This window comes from Paraburkholderia sp. (genome assembly GCF_036488505.1).
Classification (GTDB): domain Bacteria; phylum Pseudomonadota; class Gammaproteobacteria; order Burkholderiales; family Burkholderiaceae; genus Paraburkholderia.
The window spans coordinates 1-2,385 of sequence record NZ_DASXHN010000140.1; the positions used below are offsets into that span (position 1 = coordinate 1).

The 2,385-nt window shown below is 60.5% G+C and carries 3 protein-coding genes; 2 read left to right on the top strand and 1 reads right to left on the bottom strand.

Features of this window, described 5'->3' with window-relative positions:
• The coding region (locus VGH68_RS08055; protein WP_331603044.1) for an AcvB/VirJ family lysyl-phosphatidylglycerol hydrolase at nucleotides 1-386 on the top strand (386 nt) is incomplete at its 5' end.
• Between the two features lie 39 nt (nucleotides 387-425).
• Here VGH68_RS08055 and VGH68_RS08060 read toward each other — a convergent pair.
• Entirely contained in the window at nucleotides 426-1,043 is a 618-nt protein-coding gene (locus VGH68_RS08060) for a DUF1993 domain-containing protein (RefSeq protein ID WP_331603045.1), read from the bottom strand.
• 143 nt (nucleotides 1,044-1,186) lie between these two features.
• On the opposite strand from VGH68_RS08060, the gene VGH68_RS08065 reads away from it, so the two are divergent.
• The coding region (locus tag VGH68_RS08065) for a M20/M25/M40 family metallo-hydrolase (protein WP_331603046.1) at nucleotides 1,187-2,385 on the top strand (1,199 nt) is incomplete at its 3' end.

Consider the following 2,385-nt stretch of genomic DNA (forward strand, 5'->3'; position numbering starts at 1 on the left):
TCGCGCTGATCGGCTATTCGTTTGGCGCGGACGTGATGCCGTTCGCTTACAACCGGCTGCCGGACGCGGTGCGCGCGAAGGTGTCGCTGGTATCGTTGATGGGCTTTGCGCCCGACGCCGATTTCCAGATTCGCGTGACCGGCTGGCTGGGTATGCCCGCGAGCAAGGAAGCGTTGAAAGTGCAGCCCGAACTCGCGAAATTGCCGCCCGCGATCGTGCAGTGCATTTACGGCGCGGCCGAGGAAGATACGCTGTGCCCGGCGCTGACGAAGACGGGTATAGAAGTGATCGAAACGAGCGGCGATCATCACTTTGGCGGCGATTACAACTTGCTCGCGCGACGTATTCTCGCTAGCTGGCAGAAGCAGATCGCCGCGCGGACTTGACTGACTTGAGCCGGGCGGCGGGCTGCTTTCAAGTGCTCGTCATACCGCCTGGAACGCGCCCAGGAAATCCATCTTTCCTACCGGTACGCCCTGGTTCCGGAGGATGTCGTAAGCGGTGACGATGTGGAAATAGAAGTTCGGCAGCGCGAACAGGAACAAATAATCCTCGCCGCTGAACTTCGGCTCGAAGTTCTTTAGCTTCAGGGTCACAATCCGCGTTTCGCTGCCTTCGAACGTCTCGGCATCGATGCTTTTCAGATACGCCACCGTCTTCACAACGCGTTCCCGCAATTCGGCGAAGGTCGTTTCGGTATCGTCGAAAGCAGGCGCCGCGACTTCCGATAAACGTTGTGCCGACATCTTCGATGTATCGCTTGCACGCTGGATCTGACCTGAGAGCGGCAGCATGTCGTCGATCAACCGCGCGCCTGTCATGTCCGTGTCGCTCAAGCCTTTTTCTTTCGCATGCGCCGCGGCTTTGTCGAGCAGGGAAACGAGCACGTCGAGGCCTCGGATGAAAACCGGAATCGTCGCGCGATACATTGAAACGGACATGATGGTGCTCCTGGTTGAACGGGCCATAAGCATACCGGGACGTCGGCCATAGCGCTTTTTCCGCAGCTCGGGCGCCGCATTCTTCCGGTCCGCGCGTGCCATTTTTCAAGCTTGCGAAACGCCTGTCGCGCTCGCTGCCAAAGGCGAAAAGGCGCGCCGCCGGGATTCGCCTCATGAGAAACTGTGCATTCGAACTGCCGTTAAACGCGGCTATCATTGATATTTAAACGGCCGGGACGCCCGTCATGATCTCAGACGATCTTACTCAAGAATCACAGCGCATCGACCAAATCGACCGTCAGGCACTGCGGGAATTCGTCGACCGGAAATGGGACGACGAGATTCTTCCCGCACTCACCGACTACATCGCGGTGCCTGCTAAAAGCCCGATGTTCGACCCCGACTGGGTGCGTAACGGATTCATCGAACGCGTCATTACAGACGCTGCGCAATGGGCCGAACGGCAACCCGTTCGCGGCCTGAAAGTCGAAATCATCCGCTTGCCCAATCGTACGCCGGTGATCTTCTTTGAAGCACCTGCTACACGTTCGAACAGCAGCGACACCATTGTCCTGTACGGCCATCTCGACAAACAACCCGAGTTCGACGGCTGGCGCCGGGACCTCGGTCCGTGGTCGCCGAAATTCGAAGACGGCAAGCTCTACGGTCGTGGCGGCGCGGACGACGGTTACGCCACGTATGCGTCGATCAGCGCGATCGCCGCGCTGGACGCGCAAGGCGTCGAACGGCCGCGCTGCGTCGGCATTATCGAAACGTGTGAAGAATCGGGCAGTTTCGACCTGCTTCCGTATGTCGATGCGCTGCGCGAGCGGCTCGGCAACGTGAGTCTCGTGATCTGCCTGGACTCCGGTGCGGGGAATTACGATCAGCTCTGGCTAACGACGTCGCTGCGCGGCCTGGTGTCGGGCGACCTTGAAGTGCAGGTTCTCGAGGAAGGCATCCATTCGGGCACGAACGGCGGCATCGCGCCATCTTCGTTTCGCATCATGCGCAGGCTGCTGGAACGGCTCGAGGATTCGGGCACCGGGAACTTGCTGCCGCAGGGTTTCCATTGCGATATCCCGCCGCGGCGTCTGAGCGAAGCGGAAGCGACGGCACGCATTCTTGGTGACGATGTATGGAAGAAACTGCCGTGGAGTTGCGGCCAGAACGGCGGCACGGTGCTGCCTGTCACCACCGATCCGCGTGAAGCGCTGCTCAATTCCACGTGGCGGCCATCGCTGGCGGTGACGGGGGCGGCGGGACTGCCGTCTCTGATCGATGCCGGCAATGTGCTGCGGCCCCGCACCGCGTTCAAGTTGTCATTGCGTCTGCCGCCGCTGGTCGAGGCAGCGAAGGCGCTGGCGGAACTCAAGGCCATGCTCGAAGACGATCCGCCCTACAACGCGAAGGTCACGTTCAAGCCGGAACGCGGCGAAGCAAC

What these genes read in the sequence shown, in the direction of transcription:
- VGH68_RS08060 (WP_331603045.1), bottom strand. Translation starts at nt 1,043, where the DNA reads ATGGCACGCGCGGACCGGAAGAATGCGGCGCCCGAGCTGCGGAAAAAG.